Consider the following 14,718-nt stretch of genomic DNA (forward strand, 5'->3'; position numbering starts at 1 on the left):
CGCACCCGATCATGAAGATGGAAAAGGCTCGGTACTTGCAGACCCAGTTCAGCAGCTCACGCGGCGACTTGTGATGTTCAGGCTGACGGCGACCTCGCGGCAGCGGGTCTCGCCGTCGACCTTGAGCTTCAGGGTCCAGAACTCGCTGCCGTAGGCGTCGGTCTTGCGCAGCACCTCGGCGACCGCGGGATTCAGCGGCAGGTTGTCACGCACCACCGGGACGACCTGGCCGAGCAGTGCGTTCTCGGCGCGGTCGAGCCGGTCGGCGAACGGCCAGATCGGCACGCCGTAGCCGATGGGATCGCTCGCGAGCACGCTGCCGACGGCCCACGATCCGACGAGGCCGCAGAGCACGATGAACATCGCCGCGATCCGTCTGCGCTTGCCTTCGCGATCGGAACCGCGTTCGGTGAGGACAAGCACCCAGCGCTTCACTTGGTCGAGGGTGCCGACGAACGGGGTGGTGGCGCATCAGTAGTACTACTCGAACCGGCGGATCCGGCACGGACAGGGCTGCGTGGCGGGCCGTCTCGGCGCTCTGCGTCGGGTTCTTCATGATCCTGCTGGACACGACCATCGTGAACGTCGCGATGCCCTCGATGATCGAGGGCCTCGAGGCGTCGCTCAACGACATCATCTGGGTCAACAGCGCCTACCTGCTGGCTTTCGCGGTGCCGTTGCTGCTGACGGGACGGCTGGGCGACCGGTTCGGGCCGAAGCGCGTCTACCTCGTCGGCCTCACGATCTTCGTGCTGGCCTCGCTGACCTGCGGACTGGCCGGCAACGCGGAGATCCTCATCGCCGCGCGGGCCGTGCAGGGGCTGGGTGCGGCGGCCATGACCCCGCAGACGATGTCGTTCATCACCCACCTGTTCCCGCCGGACCGGCGTGGTGCGGCGCTCGGCATGTGGGGGTCGGTCGCCGGGTTCGCGACGGTGTCGGGGCCCCTGCTCGGTGGCGTGCTCGTCACGCAGCTCGGCTGGGAGTGGATCTTCTTCGTCAACATCCCGATCGGCGTGGTCGCGCTCACCCTGGTGCTGCGGTGGGTGCCGGACTGGCAGCCCGGGCGGTCGCCGCGGTTCGACGTGCTCGGGGTGGTGCTGTGCTGCCTCGGGCTCGGGCTGGCGGTGTTCGGGCTGCAGAACGGCGAGCACTACGGCTGGGGCAGGGTGGCCGGGCCGATCACGATCGCCGAGATCATCATCGCGGGCGCGGTGCTGCTCGTGGTGTTCGTGCTGTGGCAGGCGGCCGGGCGCAACACCGCGCCGCTGCTGCCGTTGCGGATCTTCGGCAACCGGAACTTCTCGCTGGGCAACGTCGCCAACGTGATCATCGGCTTCTCGGTCACCGGGTTGTTCGTGCCGCTGGTGCTGTTCGTGCAGACGGTGCCGAAGCTGTCGGCGTTCGAGGCGGGCCTGCTCACGGCGCCGACGTCGCTGATGTCCGGAGTGGTGGCGTTCTTCGCGGGGCGGCAGTCGAACGGGCCGGGCGCGAAGTACCTGCCGATCGCCGGTTTCATCTTGCTCGGGGCCGGCATCTTCGTGATGACGCTGCAGCTGGGCGGGTCACCGTGGACGCTGCTGCCCGCGCTCGTGGTCGTCGGCGCCGGGATGGGGATGGTCTACTCGCCGCTCACCAACATCGCCACGAAGACGCTCGACCCGCAGCTCATGGGCGCGGGCGCCGGGATCTACAACACGTCGCGGCAGTTCGGCGGCGTGCTCGGCAGCGCGGGCACGGGCGCGGTGCTGCAGATCGGGCTGGCCGCGACGGGCGACTTCACCTCGGCGACGCGGGCCGCGTTGGTCATGCTGGTCGTGTCCACGGTCATCGGGGTCAGCGCGGCGGTGCTGATGAAGCGCGAAACGGGCGTGCGAGACTCCGCTGGTGCGTCTGATCCTGGCCTCCCAGTCACCCGCCCGTCTTAGCGTCCTGCGGTCCGCGGGCATCGAGCCCGTCGTCCGCGTGTCCTGTGTCGACGAGGACGCGCTGGTCGCGTCGCTCGCGAACCCCACGCCCGAGGAGACCGTCGTCGCGCTGTCGGCGGCCAAGGCGGAGGCGATCGAGTACGACGACGAGTGCGTCGTCGTCGGTTGTGACTCGATGCTGCTGTTCGAGGGCGAGCTCGTGGGCAAGCCGGGGACGGCCGAGGTCGCGCGGGAGCGGTGGCGGCGGGTCTCCGGCAAGAGCGGCGTGCTGATCACCGGTCACACCGTGCTGCGGGTGTCCGGTGGCGCTGTGATCGACCGTGCCTCGGCCGCCGAGTCGACGACCGTGCGGTTCGGCACGCCGACGGACGAGGAACTGGAGGCGTACATCGCGACGGGAGAGCCACTTCACGTCGCGGGCGGCTTCACGATCGACGGGCTCGGCGGCTGGTTCATCGACGGCATCGACGGCGACCACTCGTCGGTGATCGGCATCAGCCTGCCCATCACCCGGAGGCTGCTCGGCCAGGTGGGTGTTTCCGTGTCCGCACTCTGGTAGACCCTGGTCACACTTGGCTTGATCAGGGAAGACTGCCCTCATCGCGAGCGTTGGGGGCTAGCGGTGAACGAGTACTTGACGCGTCGCAGGCACATCGACCTGGCACGCAGGACGAGCGCGGGTTGTCGGAGCTAACGCCTCCGCCACCCCAGTTCCGCTCATCCCTGCCCAGGAGATGTTCCAGTGTCGTTCGTCCAGACCTACCGCAAGCCCAAGGTTTTCGGCCTGACCGTGCTCGGCGCCCTCGTTCTCGGCGCGATCGCCGGCTGGCTCGGCAAGGGCACGTGGCTCGCGCCCGTGCTCGCCAAGATCGGCTCCGTCTTCACGTCGCTGCTGCAGCTGACCGTGATCCCGCTGGTGTTCACCGCGATCGTCGTCGGCATCGCGTCGCTGCGGAACCTCGGCGGCGGCCGCACCGCCGCGCGCCTCGGCGGCAAGACGTTCCTGTGGTTCGCCATCACGTCGTTCATCGCCGTGCTGATCGGCCTCGCGGTCGGCGCGATCATCAAGCCCGGCCAGGGCGTGCACATCGAGCCCGCCGCCGGCGCCGTCGACAAGCTGGCCAAGCGCGCGTCCGGTTCGTGGAGCGCGTTGCTCGACAACCTGATCCCCACCAACATCTTCAGCGCCTTCACCGAGGGTGAGGTGCTGCAGGTCGTGTTCATCGCGGTGCTCGTCGGGTTCGCCGCCTACGCGCTCGGTGAGAAGGCCGCGCCGTTCACGAACCTGGTCCGCTCGTTCTTCGACATCGTGCAGAAGGTCGTCGGCTGGATCATCCTGCTGGCGCCGATCGGCATCTTCGGTCTCATCGGCAACGCCGTCGCGTCGTACGGGAACTCGTTCGTGCGGCCACTGTTCTCGTTGATCCTCGCGGTGTACGCCGGCACGCTGCTGGTGCTGTTCGTGGTCTACCCGATCCTGCTGAAGTTCGTCGGCAAGACCTCGCCGGTCGAGTTCTTCCGCAAGGCGGGCACAGCGATCCAGTTCGCGTTCGTCTCGCGCTCGTCGGGTGCCACGCTTCCGTTGTCCCGCAAGGCCGCCACTGAGCTCGGCGTGTCGCAGGAGTACGCGAACTTCGCCGTGCCGCTCGGCACCACGACCAAAATGGACGGTTGCGCCGCGGTCTACCCGGCCGTCGCGACGATCTTCATCGCGAACCTGTTCGGCATCCAGCTCTCGGTGTGGCAGTACGTCGGCATCGTGCTCGTGGCCGTGTTCGGTGCTCTCGCGACCGCCGGAACCACCGGCTGGTACACGATGCTGACGCTGACCTTGAGCGTCGTCGGCCTGCCGCCGCAGGTGATCGCGACCGGTGTGGCCGTGGTCTACGCGATCGACCCGATCCTCGACATGATCCGCACCGCGACCAACGTGGCCGGGCAGATCACCGTGCCGGTGCTCGTGGCGCGCAGCGAGGGCCTGATCGAGTCGCCCGCCGAGGATCGCGAGCTCGTCAACGCCTAGGCATCAGCGCACGGCCTGATCTGTGACAGGTTCGGCGCCGGTACGGGCCAGCCGTCGAGCTGCTCCCGGACCGGCGCCGGACTCGTACAACCGATGACCGGCCCGATCACCGAGAACACCTGCACGAACGCGTTGGTGCACAGGCCGTCGCAGCCGAGCTGCGCCGTGACGACGTCCGCGGTGCCGTCCGCATTGACGTCGTGCAGCCCGATGTACCCGGCACTGGCCTGATAGGGAGCCTGCGCGCGCGACCACGTGCCGTCCTTGCGGATCAGCACCTCGCCGAGCGACTTGCCGTTCTGGTCGCCGCGCACCAGGCACACGCTGACCGGCGCCTCGGAGCACTGCAGCGAGTTGCCGTTCACCGTCGCGCCGGTCTCCGCGATGGTCATCTCGAAGATGAACGGCCCGGACTCGCCGGTCACCCTGATCCGGCCGCCACCCGTGCCGCCGAGCAGCTCGACGAGGTCCCTGCCGACCGATTTGCCGATGATGACCTGGCAGACGGTGGTACCGCAGTGCATTCCGGAGTCGGTGCCGGATTGACCTGAATCGGTGTTGTGGGGCCGCTGGAAATAGGCGTACACCAGCCCGGCGACGAAGACCACGGCGGCGACGGCGGCGGTCACCTGCACGGACCTGGATGCACCCACATCGCAGATTGTGGCCGATGGCCTCAGGATGAGTGTGAAGTGAGCCGTCTCTCCCTCTCGGAGTTCACCGATTTCCGTAGACTGCGGCACCAGCCAGAGCCGTAATTGCCGGTCCAGCAGGAGGTACGACGCCGTGTCGCTGCGCAAGGTCCTCATCGCCAACCGCGGTGAGATCGCCGTCCGGGTCATCCGCGCCTGCCGTGACGCCGGCCTGGCCAGTGTCGCGATCTACGCCGATCCCGACCGCGACGCGCCGTTCGTCCGGCTCGCGGACGAGGCCTTCTCCCTGGGCGGCAACACGCCCGGCGAGAGCTACCTGTCGTTCGAGAAGGTGCTGGCCGCGGCCGCGCAGTCCGGTGCGGACGCGGTGCACCCCGGTTACGGCTTCCTGTCCGAGAACGCCGACTTCGCGCAGGCCGTGATCGACGCGGGCCTGACGTGGATCGGGCCGACGCCCCAGGCCATTCGCGACCTCGGTGACAAGGTGACCGCGCGGCACATCGCGATGCGCGCGGGTGCGCCGTTGGTGCCCGGCACCAAGGACCCGGTCAACGGACCGGACGAGATCATCGCGTTCGCCCAGGAGCACGGGCTGCCGGTCGCGATCAAGGCCGCGTTCGGTGGTGGCGGTCGCGGTCTGAAGGTCGCGCGGACGTTGGAAGAGATTCCGGAACTGTTCGACTCCGCGGTGCGCGAGGCCGTCACGGCGTTCGGGCGCGGCGAGTGCTTCGTCGAGCGGTACCTGGACAAGCCGCGCCACGTCGAGGCTCAGGTCCTCGCCGACACGCACGGGAACGTGATCGTCGTCGGCACGCGTGACTGTTCTTTGCAGCGCCGCCACCAGAAGCTGGTCGAGGAGGCGCCCGCGCCGTTCCTGACCGACGAGCAGCGCGCGACGATCCACTCGTCCGCCAAGGCGATCTGCCTGGAGGCCCGGTACCACGGGGCCGGCACGGTCGAGTACCTCGTCGGGCTGGACGGGTCGATCTCGTTCCTGGAGGTCAACACGCGCCTGCAGGTCGAACACCCGGTGTCGGAGGAGACCACGGGCATCGACCTGGTGCGCGAGCAGTTCCGGATCGCCGCGGGCGAGAAGCTCAAGCACACCGAGGACCCGACGCCGCGCGCGCACTCCATCGAGTTCCGCATCAACGGCGAGGATGCCGGACGTGGCTTCCTGCCCGCGCCGGGCACCGTCACTTCCTTCGTAGCGCCTTCGGGTCCGGGTGTCCGCGTGGACGCCGGTGTCGAGAGCGGCTCGGTGATCGGCGGGCAGTTCGACTCGTTGCTGGCCAAGCTGATCGTCACCGGCGAGAACCGCGACGAGGCACTGGCCCGTGCGCGCCGTGCGCTGGACGAGATGGTCGTCGAGGGCATGGCGACGGTGCTGCCGTTCCACCGCGTGATCGTGCGGGACGCGGCGTTCACCGCCGAGAAGCCCGAGGGGTTCACCGTGCACACGCGGTGGATCGAGACCGAGTTCGACAACCAGATCGCGCCGTTCTCCGGTTCTGGTGAGGCCGCCGAGGACGAGACGCCGCGCCAGACCGTGGTGGTCGAGGTCGGCGGGCGTCGGCTCGAGGTGTCGCTGCCGGGTGATCTCGCCGTGGGTTCGCGGCCTGCTGCCGGTGCCGCCGCGAAGAAGCCGAAGTCGAAGCGGGCGGGTGGCAGTTCGGCCGCGGTGTCCGGTGACGCGGTGGCCGCGCCGATGCAGGGCACGATCGTGAAGGTGGCGGTCGAGGACGGGCAGACCGTCGAGGCGGGCGACCTGATCGTGGTGCTGGAGGCCATGAAGATGGAGAACCCGGTGACGGCGCACAAGGCGGGCACCGTCACGGGTCTGGCGGCCGCTCCGGGCGACCCGATCACGCAGGGCACCGTGATCTGCGAGCTGAAGGACTGACCGGCCGGGTCGCTCACCTACGATTGAGGGGTGAGCGACCCGTCCAGGGACATCCGCATCGGTGACACCGAGCGTCAACAGGCGTTGCAGGTGCTCGGCGAGCACATGAGCGCGGGCCGCATCGACATCGAGGAGTACGGCGACCGGTCCGCGAAGATCACCACCGCGAAGACCCGCGGCGAGCTGATGGCGTTGTTCTACGACCTGCCCGATCCGCGGCCGCAGTTCGCCGCGCCGATGGCGATGTACCCCGAACCCGCGAGGACTCCCGCGCGCCGGTGGGAGGGCTCGATCGTGCCCGTGGTGGGCATCGCCGTGGTGCTGGCGTTCTTCTTCGTGGTGAAGAACCCGCTGATCTTCGTGATCATCCCCGTCGCGGCGCTGCTGTGGGGCCAGTGGAACGGACGCCGGCGTTGAAACCGTTGCTGTTGCTCGATCTCGACGGCGTGATTCGGCGGTTCCCGCCGCTGGCGCCCGAGATCGCCGAGCGAGCCTTCGAACCGGAGCTGCTCAACAGGGCCGTCACCGGTGAGATCACCGACGAGCAGTGGCGGCACGAGGTCGGGCTGGACTGGGTCGCGACACCCGGCGAGGTGATCGCCGAGGCGCTCGCGTTGGTGCGGGCCGCGCGCAAGCAGTGTTTCGTGGCGTTGCTGTCCAACGCGACCACGCGACTGGAGGCTGATCTCGCGCGGCTCGGGCTGGACGAGGAGTTCGACGCGATCTTCAACTCGTCGCGGCTCGGGGTCGCGAAGCCGGATCCGGCGATCTTCCGGCTCGTGCTGGCCGAGCTCGGCTACCCGACCGCGGTGTTCTGCGACGACACGGCGGAGAACGCGCGGGCGGCCTGCGACACGGGACTGGACGGCGTGCACGTGCCGGACACGAACGCGTTGCGGACGGCGCTCGCGGTGCGCGGGCTGATCCCGCCGACGGTGCTGCTGATCCTCCCCGATCGCGAGGAGGCCCAGGAGCTGGCCGCGGAACTCGCGGAGGACGGCTGGGGGCCGTGTCACGTGCACCGGGACATGCTGGCGGGCGAGGACGACGCCGAGGACGTGGACTGGGTGATCGAGCTCGCCACGGCCCCGGACGGCACGCCCGCCTCCGCGCACCGGCCCGTACTCGATGATCTGGCGGACCGGCACGACGGGTTCACGGGCGACCACTAGCCGGTACCACCGCGGGCCGCGAGACGAACGCGGCGGATCGTCACACCCGGTGCGACAGCGACCATTAGCCTGAGCGCGTGGAGCCAGTCGAGATCAACGCCGGCGAGTACTACCTGCGCGCATTCCGCCACGACGACCGCATCAGCGACGTACCGGCGCTCATCGAGATCCACGCGGATCCGGAGACCAGGCGGTACATGACCCGCCTGGCGATCTACGACGAGTCGTCCGCGAAGTCGTTCATCGAGCTGATGGCCAACGGCTGGGCGAAGGACTACCGGTGGTCGTGGGCCGTGTGCGAGGCGGTGACGGCGGATCTGGTCGCCGGGATCATCATCAACAACCTCACTCTCGCGGGTGGCGAGTCGGAGGTCACCTGCTGGACCCATCCGGAGCACCGCGGCAAGGGCGTGCTGCCGCTGGGGCTCAACGCCGTGCTGGGCTGGGTGTTCGGCGCGACCGGCGTGCGCCGGGTCATCTACAAGCACTCCGTGTTCAACAAGGCGTCGCAGCGCGTCGCGGAGAAGTGCGGGTTCACCCTGGAGGGTCGACTTCGCGAGACGACGACGGTCGATGACCAGCGCGTCGACGAGTTGCAGTGGTCACGACTGGCGACAGATCCACAGCCGTAGCGGCTACCGTGTCCGGCCATGCGGATCACGGCGCTCCTCATCGTTGCGGTGGCGCTGGCCGGGTGCACGGCCGGTCCTGCCCCGAGTGCACTGGACAGCCCGCCACCACCTCCGCCCCCGACGTCCTCCCAGCAGATGGACTTCCCGCAGCGGCCGCGCGCCGTGCCGCTCGACGGGCTGGACCCGTGCGCGGTGCTCACGCCCGACCAGCGCACCTCGTTGAGCCTCGACAACCCGCCCAGCGCGTACGTCGAGAAGAGCTTCGGCGACGCGAAGGCGTGCACGATGCGCAGCACGACGAGCGGCAACGTGGCGAGGCTCGCCCTGGTGCTGGCGTCCGGAGCCGACGTCTGGCTCTCCGAGAACGCCCAGGTGGAGTACGCGGTGAGCTCGATCGAGGGGTTCGCGGCGATTACTGTCCGCACACCCGACCTCGACGACGTCTGCAACGTGGAGATCGACGTGGCGGACGGCCAGTTCCGCGACGTCATGTTCCGCGACGGCGGGAATTCCACTGCGGTGCAACAAGATCATCTTTGCCTGGGAGCCCAGCGGGTGGCAGAGGCGGCGATGGCCAGTTTGCTCCAGAAGCGCTGACCCACACGGGCGGATGTCACTGATCGCACTCCCCTGCGTTACCTTCGGTGGTTAGAGTGACGAAGCGCTTGTACGCACAACCGCCGGAGGTCGCACCATGCCGCCAGGGGGACGCAGCGGGGCTGACTCCTCGCCACCCGTCAGCCACGAGCTGAGCGTGGAACCGGAGGCGATCCCGGCGTTGCGCAGCACCTTCTCCTCCGCGCTGACCAAGCTCGACAAGCAGATCGAGATGGCGATCACGGAGTTCCGCGTCCGCCCGTGGGCGGGTGACCCGGTGAGCGCCGAGGCCGCGGAGAAGTTCAACGACAGGTCGATCTCCGACGGCGACTCGGCGCTGCAGGCGTTGCTGAACTACCAGCGGCAGCTCAAGACGGCGATGGACAACCTGAACCAGATCGAGCGCCAGTACCAGGTGGTCGAGGGCGACAACACCGGCATGATGAACAAGAGCGGGTGCTGACCATGGGTGATCACCGCTGGCAGGGCTACAGCCACAAGGAGCTGTACGACCGCATCAACGCAGGTCCTGGCCCCTCCGCGTCGTTCGCGTCGATGGAGCGCTGGCAGGGCGTGTCGAACGCGCTGACCGAGATCAACGACGACCTGCACAAGGGCATCACGCTGTCCGGCGCCAAGTGGACCGGCAAGGCGTCCGAGATGGCGCAGGCCGGCCTGAACCCGATCGCGGCGTGGGCGGACAGCGCCCGCACCGGCGCGGACGTGATGCGCTACTCGGCAGAACTGCAGGCCGGCCACATCTCGAAGGCCCGCGCGGACATGCCCAAGCCCGTCGAGGTGACCTCGGAACAGCCGGGCGCTCTGGTCACCGGCCTCACGCACCTGTTCGTCGGCCAGACCGACCACGAGAAGCAGGAGGCGGCCCAGGACGCCGCCGAGCGCCGCGCCCGTGAGGTCATGACCACCTACGCGTCGTCCACGACGGCGAACACCTCGACGCTCGGCCAGTTCAGCCAGCCGCCCCAGTTGAGCATCAGCGGCACCGGGGTGACGCACGGCGGCGGCGCCCAGGTGGGCACGTCCGGAGCCTGGGTCGTCGGCCCGCAGGGTTCCACCAGCGGCGGCGTCACCCGCAGCCGCACCGGCACCGGTTCGCGCGTCACGTCCGCGCCTCCGCCTCGCAGCTCCACCCCGCCTCCTCCCGGCTCCTCGACGCGCACCTCGGGCGCGTCGACGTCGACCGGCCACACCTCCAAGGGCACCACCTCGGTCTCGTCCTTCGGCACGGCCGGTCCTGGCAGCACCGGTACCGCGGGTGTCGGCCTGCCGGGCCAGCGCTCCGGCCGTTCCTCGGCGCACGAGACGAAGGAGATGGAAGAGGGCGCGACCGCCGCCTCGTCCGCCGCCGTGGGCCCGGTGATGGGTCACGGCAACGCGGCCGGTGTGGCTTCCGCCTCAGGCTCGGCGATGGGCTCGATGGGCACCGTCGGCGCGGCCGCGGACAACGAGCAGGTCCACCGCCGCGCGGTGCCGCTGCAGCAGCCGTTCGACCCCTTCGGCGGCATGGGCCCGCGCAAGGGCGAGGACGAGGAGGACCTGGAGCACAAGGCCGCCGACTACCTCCGCGAACGCGACGACATCTACGGCGTCGGCAGCTACACGCTGCCGGTGATCGGGGAGAGCACGACAGACTGATGACTGTGCTGGGCCTGGACATGGGGACGAGCGACACGCGCGACCCGGTGATCATCTCCACGCTGGAGTTCGACGTTCTCTGGGACCACCTGGGCCTGGAGACGATGCCTTTGGTGTTGAAGGTGCCCTCGCCGGGCAAGACCCGCGAGGAACGCCGGGACATCGAGGACCGCGTCTGGAGCCAGCTCGGCGCGCGCGGCCTGGGCGGCCCCCGTTCCCTCGATCCGACGCTGGAAGACCTGCTGCACGTCCTCGACCGCCCGCAGCAGGAAATCGACGCCCGCATGTGGCTGGCGGACCGCAGCGTGCGGTTGCTGGCCGCGGGCAAAGGCCAGGCAGGCGTCCTGGCCGTCCTGGACGGTGGGCAGTTGGTGTTGCGCCCGGCCGAGGCCGGTGGACTGCCGCGCGAGGCTCTCACCGCCCTCCCCGCGGCTCCGGCGGGCGAGGGTCACTCGATCACCCTGCCGTCGTCCGACCTGGACGCGGCAGCCGCCTCAGCAGCCACTCCCGAGGACCTGGAGGCAGGCCTGCGCGGACGGTTGCGCGGTGACGATGCCCACACGCTGGCCGAGATGGTGCGCGACGCCTCGAACCGCGGCCAGTTCGGTGCCGCGGCCAGGGACAAGTGGGGCAAGCGGGTGCGCCCGGACCGCGTGGTCGCGTTCTACGACACGCCGAAGGGCCGCTACCTGCAGATGCGGCGCGCTTCGGAGGGCCAGGCGCCCTGGTCGACGATCACGCCCGTCGACTACCGCCGCATGCACCACCACCTGGTGGAGCTGCTGGCGGAAGCCACCGGCTGACAGCGTCCGCAAGTACCGCCAACTCGCAGTTGGGGGTACTTGCGGACGCCCCAACAGCGAGCGATCAGGGGCCGATGCCCTGGCAGGGGCGGGTGCGCAGGTCGTTCACGTAGTCGTCCGGCGCACCGGCAGCCTCGGCCGCGTCGGCGACCACCCCGATGTACCGGGCCGACGGCAGACCGCCCTCGTACGCGTCCAGCACGTACAGCCAGGCCACCACGGACCCCTCGAGCGTCTGCACCCGCAACCGGATCTTCTTGTAGAGACCGAGCGCCCCCTCCCACCGGTCCAGGCGGGACTCGTCGCGGGGTGAGACGTCGTAGAGCACGCAGAACGTCTGCTGGTCAGGCTCTTCGACGATCGTCGCCAGAGCGCCTTCCCAGCCGAGGTCCTCGCCACCGAACGTCAGACGCCAACCGACGAGCCAGCCGGTCCCCGCGAGCGGGGAGTACGGGGCTCGCTCCATCATCTGGTTCGGATCCATGTTCGACCCGTACGCGGCATAGAGCGGCACGTCCGACAGCGTAGCGACCCAACGATCAGCTTTCGGTACTGACGACACGGGCGATTCGGCCAACGCGTACGGTTGTGCCCGGCCAGCAAGCGCGCAGAAGGGAACTGATCGTGACCCGCATCGTCATCATGGGCGGCGGACCCGCAGGTTACGAGGCAGCCCTGGTCGCTGCGCAGCACGGCGCCGACGTGACCGTGGTCGAGAACGACGGGGCCGGTGGCGCCTGTGTTCTGTACGACTGCGTGCCGTCCAAGACCTTCATCGCTTCTGCGGGCGCTCGCAGCGCCTTCCGCAACGCCGGTGAGCTGGGCATTCAGACCAACAACGACCAGGCCGCCGTTGATCTGCCGGTCGTTCACGGCCGGGTCAAGGGCCTCGCACTCGCGCAGTCCGCGGACGTCCGGGCACGCCTCCAGAGGGAGGGCGTGCGGCTGATCAACGGTCGCGCGAAGTTCGCCGACGACTCGCGCGGGCTCGCCCAGCACCAGGTCGTCGCCATCAGCGCGGACGGCAAGGAAGAGATCCTCAACGCCGATGTGGTGCTCATCGCAACGGGCGCCACGCCGCGGGTGCTCGAGGGCGCCGAGCCGGACGGCAAGCGGATCCTCACCTGGCGGCAGATCTACGACCTGCCCGAACTGCCAGAGCACCTCGCGGTCATCGGTTCGGGTGTGACGGGTGTCGAGTTCGCCTCCGCCTACACCGAGATGGGCGTGAAGGTGACGATGGTCTCGAGCCGGGACCGGGTGCTCCCCCACGAGGACGCCGACGCGGCCGCGGTGCTCGAGGACGTGTTCGCCGAGCGCGGCACGGCCGTCGTCAAGCACGCCCGCGCGGACCGGGTCGAGAACACCGGCGACGGTGTCCTGATCCACCTGGAAGACGGTCGCACGATCGAGGCGTCGCACGCCCTGATGACCGTCGGCTCGGTGCCGAACACCACCGACATCGGCCTGGAGAAGATCGGCATCGAGCTCGGGCGCGGCGGCTACATCCCGGTCGACCGGGTCAGCCGGACCAACGTCAGCGGCGTCTACGCGGCCGGCGACTGCACCGGCATCCTGCTGCTCGCGTCCGTGGCCGCCATGCAGGGCCGCATCGCGATGTGGCACGCGCTGGGCGAGGGCGTCAGCCCGATCAAGCTCAAGACCGTCGCCGCGAACGTCTTCACCAACCCCGAGATCGCGAGCGTCGGCATCAGCCAGCAGGCGATCGACTCGGGTGAGGTGCCCGCGCGCACGATCATGCTGCCGCTGGCCACGAACCCGCGGGCCAAGATGGAGGGTCTGCGCCGGGGCTTCGTGAAGCTGTTCTGCCGCCCGGCGACCGGTGTCGTCATCGGTGGTGTGGTCGTCGCTCCGAACGCGAGCGAGCTGATCCTCCCGATCGCGCTGGCCGTGCAGAACCAGCTGACCGTCGAGCACCTGGCCACGACGTTCTCGGTCTACCCGTCGCTGTCCGGCTCGATCACCGAGTCCGGCCGCCAGCTCATGCGGCACGACGATCTCGACTAGGTAACGCCGAACTCCCCTGGCAACGTGGGCGCCCTTCGGGGCGTCCTCAGTGTGCAAGTCACACCTGGGGGAGAAACAGAAATGAAGCGCATTTTCGCGACCGTTGTCGCAGTTGGAGCCACATTCGCATTCACACACGCAGCGAACGCGCAGGAGTACGTCCCGCTTGCCCTTGACAAGGCCGAGTACCTGCCGGGTGCGCCGATCAAGATCAGCGCCGACGGTGGGGAAGGCTGCGCCGGACAGGTCACGTCGAAGGGTTTCGCCGCGCCGGTCGGTCTCGAGATCGACCCGCCGAACCTCCAGAAGGGTCTCGGCACCGCCGCCGAGCAGGCCGGCGACTACGAGGCCACCGCGACCTGCGCGGGCAAGCCCGTCACGGTCAAGTTCCGGGTGGTCGAGACGTTCTACTTCTTCCCGGACGACGTGCCCGTGGTCGAGGCGGGCGGCACCATCGACGTGCACCGGCAGGTGACGGCGCTGTGCGACAACCCGGTGACGTCGAAGGGGTTCGTCGAGCCGATCAACATCATCTACAAGACCGAGGGCTCGCTGCGCAGCGGTAGCGGCAAGGTCATCGACACGCCTGGAACGTACGAGGCGTCGATGAAGTGCTCCGGTCAGACGATGACCAGGAAGTTCACCATCAAGGCCAAGGCGGGGCAGCCGAAGCAGCAGGAGAAGAAGCCCGTCGTGAAGCCGAAGGGCGCGCCGCAGACCGGTGGCGGAGGCACGGCCCGATGAAGCGACTCGCAGTCGCGGTCGTGGCGGCACTGGCGCTTTTCGGCGCCTGTGCCGCACCGCCCGCCTCAGACCCGCAGACGACCACGCCACCGGCCGGTTCAACGGCACAAGTGGTTGCCGCGAAAGGCATGCCGCCCTCAGAACCGACCGAGGTGCGCATCCCGAAGATCGGTGCCACGTCTTCACTCGTCCCGCTCGGCCTGAACGCCGACGAGACGGTCGAGGTGCCGCCGGTCGAACAACCGATGCAGGCGGGCTGGTACAAGCTCGCCCGCACGCCCGGCGAGGCCGGTCCGGCGATCCTGCTGGGCCACGTGGACGGCAACAAACAACCGGGAATCTTCTTCCGGCTCAAGGAACTCGCCGAAGGCGACCAGGTCGAGGTGTCCAGAAAGGACGGCACCACGGCCACGTTCCGCGTGCGGAAGACGGAGCAGATCGCCAAGGACAGCTTCCCCACCGAGGCCGTCTACGGCGAGACCGACGAACCCGAGCTGCGGCTGATCACCTGCGGGGGCAGCTTCGACCAGGCCGCGCACAGCTACCGGGACAACATCATCGTCTACGCGACGTTGATCT

17 protein-coding genes are annotated in these 14,718 nt (G+C 69.1%); 14 read left to right on the plus strand and 3 right to left on the minus strand.

Going from position 1 to position 14,718, the window contains the following annotated elements:
* Positions 1 to 48: 48 nt before the first annotated feature.
* Complete coding sequence (locus UK23_RS44205) at positions 49 to 435, minus strand: hypothetical protein (RefSeq protein ID WP_045317825.1); 387 nt, start codon at positions 433 to 435, stop codon at positions 49 to 51.
* Positions 436 to 470: 35 nt separating this feature from the next.
* Here UK23_RS44205 and UK23_RS50965 point away from each other — a divergent pair, with 35 nt between their 5' ends.
* The 3 genes from UK23_RS50965 (at position 471) to UK23_RS44220 (ending at position 3,951) form a co-directional block, all read left to right on the plus strand.
* Positions 471 to 1,928: a DHA2 family efflux MFS transporter permease subunit gene (locus tag UK23_RS50965; RefSeq protein WP_269112343.1), complete on the plus strand. Its 1,458-nt coding sequence runs from the start codon at positions 471 to 473 to the stop codon at positions 1,926 to 1,928.
* Positions 1,888 to 2,487 carry a Maf family protein gene (locus UK23_RS44215; RefSeq protein ID WP_045317834.1) on the plus strand — a complete coding sequence of 200 codons (600 nt, stop codon included), beginning with the start codon at positions 1,888 to 1,890 and terminating at the stop codon, positions 2,485 to 2,487. The genes UK23_RS50965 and UK23_RS44215 overlap by 41 nt, the downstream gene beginning before the upstream one ends.
* Positions 2,488 to 2,670: 183 nt before the next feature.
* A complete protein-coding gene (locus tag UK23_RS44220) occupies positions 2,671 to 3,951 on the plus strand; it encodes a dicarboxylate/amino acid:cation symporter (RefSeq protein WP_045317826.1) in 1,281 nt (426 codons plus the stop codon).
* On the opposite strand, the gene UK23_RS44225 is transcribed toward UK23_RS44220, so the two are convergent.
* On the minus strand, positions 3,948 to 4,604 hold the full coding sequence (locus UK23_RS44225) for a hypothetical protein (protein WP_156213832.1): 657 nt from the start codon (positions 4,602 to 4,604) through the stop codon (positions 3,948 to 3,950). The genes UK23_RS44220 and UK23_RS44225 overlap by 4 nt on opposite strands.
* 133 nt (positions 4,605 to 4,737) lie before the next feature.
* Between UK23_RS44225 and UK23_RS44230 the strand changes: the two genes are divergently transcribed.
* The 8 genes from UK23_RS44230 to UK23_RS44270 all read left to right on the plus strand — a co-directional run bounded on the left by UK23_RS44230 (position 4,738) and on the right by UK23_RS44270 (position 11,367).
* Positions 4,738 to 6,507: an acetyl/propionyl/methylcrotonyl-CoA carboxylase subunit alpha gene (locus tag UK23_RS44230; protein WP_045317828.1), complete on the plus strand. Its 1,770-nt coding sequence runs from the start codon at positions 4,738 to 4,740 to the stop codon at positions 6,505 to 6,507.
* 30 nt (positions 6,508 to 6,537) lie between these two features.
* Positions 6,538 to 6,924: a DUF1707 SHOCT-like domain-containing protein gene (locus tag UK23_RS44235; RefSeq protein WP_045317829.1), complete on the plus strand. Its 387-nt coding sequence runs from the start codon at positions 6,538 to 6,540 to the stop codon at positions 6,922 to 6,924.
* Complete coding sequence (locus tag UK23_RS54375; RefSeq protein WP_231114964.1) at positions 6,903 to 7,679, plus strand: HAD-IA family hydrolase; 777 nt, start codon at positions 6,903 to 6,905, stop codon at positions 7,677 to 7,679. The genes UK23_RS44235 and UK23_RS54375 overlap by 22 nt, the downstream gene beginning before the upstream one ends.
* A 77-nt stretch (positions 7,680 to 7,756) precedes the next feature.
* Positions 7,757 to 8,311: a GNAT family N-acetyltransferase gene (locus UK23_RS44250; protein ID WP_052685591.1), complete on the plus strand. Its 555-nt coding sequence runs from the start codon at positions 7,757 to 7,759 to the stop codon at positions 8,309 to 8,311.
* 18 nt (positions 8,312 to 8,329) lie between these two features.
* Entirely contained in the window at positions 8,330 to 8,908 is a 579-nt protein-coding gene (locus UK23_RS44255; RefSeq protein WP_045317830.1) for a DUF3558 domain-containing protein, read from the plus strand.
* 97 nt (positions 8,909 to 9,005) lie between these two features.
* The gene (locus tag UK23_RS44260) at positions 9,006 to 9,371 is read left to right on the plus strand and encodes a hypothetical protein (protein WP_045317831.1); all 366 of its coding nucleotides are present in this window, start codon (positions 9,006 to 9,008) and stop codon (positions 9,369 to 9,371) included.
* A 2-nt stretch (positions 9,372 to 9,373) separates the two neighbouring features.
* Positions 9,374 to 10,564 carry a PPE domain-containing protein gene (locus tag UK23_RS44265; RefSeq protein ID WP_045317838.1) on the plus strand — a complete coding sequence of 397 codons (1,191 nt, stop codon included), beginning with the start codon at positions 9,374 to 9,376 and terminating at the stop codon, positions 10,562 to 10,564.
* Complete coding sequence (locus UK23_RS44270; protein WP_082115474.1) at positions 10,564 to 11,367, plus strand: ESX secretion-associated protein EspG; 804 nt, start codon at positions 10,564 to 10,566, stop codon at positions 11,365 to 11,367. The genes UK23_RS44265 and UK23_RS44270 overlap by 1 nt, the downstream gene beginning before the upstream one ends.
* A 64-nt stretch (positions 11,368 to 11,431) precedes the next feature.
* Here the strand turns inward: UK23_RS44270 and UK23_RS44275 are convergent, their stop codons facing one another.
* Entirely contained in the window at positions 11,432 to 11,881 is a 450-nt protein-coding gene (locus tag UK23_RS44275; RefSeq protein WP_045317832.1) for a gamma-glutamylcyclotransferase family protein, read from the minus strand.
* A gap of 110 nt (positions 11,882 to 11,991) precedes the next feature.
* On the opposite strand from UK23_RS44275, the gene UK23_RS44280 reads away from it, so the two are divergent.
* The 3 genes from UK23_RS44280 to UK23_RS44290 form a co-directional block, all read left to right on the plus strand.
* Complete coding sequence (locus UK23_RS44280) at positions 11,992 to 13,395, plus strand: NAD(P)H-quinone dehydrogenase (RefSeq protein WP_045317840.1); 1,404 nt, start codon at positions 11,992 to 11,994, stop codon at positions 13,393 to 13,395.
* Positions 13,396 to 13,476: 81 nt separating this feature from the next.
* Positions 13,477 to 14,139 carry a hypothetical protein gene (locus UK23_RS49495; RefSeq protein WP_052685593.1) on the plus strand — a complete coding sequence of 221 codons (663 nt, stop codon included), beginning with the start codon at positions 13,477 to 13,479 and terminating at the stop codon, positions 14,137 to 14,139.
* A partial coding sequence (locus UK23_RS44290; protein WP_045317842.1) for a class F sortase occupies positions 14,136 to 14,718 on the plus strand: 583 nt, incomplete at its 3' end. The genes UK23_RS49495 and UK23_RS44290, both read left to right, overlap by 4 nt.

This window comes from Lentzea aerocolonigenes, from assembly GCF_000955955.1.
Lineage (GTDB): Bacteria > Actinomycetota > Actinomycetes > Mycobacteriales > Pseudonocardiaceae > Lentzea > Lentzea aerocolonigenes_A.